The organism is Bartonella sp. AA86SXKL, from assembly GCF_042196885.1.
On the sequence record NZ_JBHIRE010000256.1, the window covers coordinates 1 to 312 of the forward strand.

The following is a 312-nucleotide window of genomic DNA, read 5'->3' on the forward strand; positions in this document are numbered from 1 at the left end:
AAGCTAGTAACAGATTCCTTTTATTTGGAAAATGTACTTCCAAATGAGTGATAAAACGTAACATCAAACTCTAAATTTTTTAATTCATTGCTTACAAGCATGCGTCACTGCATAAAATACAAATGCTTTTCATAAATTTTCAATCAATAATAATAACCACTTTGCAAAAAATACCACCAGTTTTATTCCAAAAAATTCTCTAGAATGTAAGAAAATACCAAGCCTTTTTGGCAAAATCTTAGAATTATATCGTTTAAAAATCCTAAGGTGATGATAATTAAAACAATTTTTTACATTCTGGAAATTTCTTTA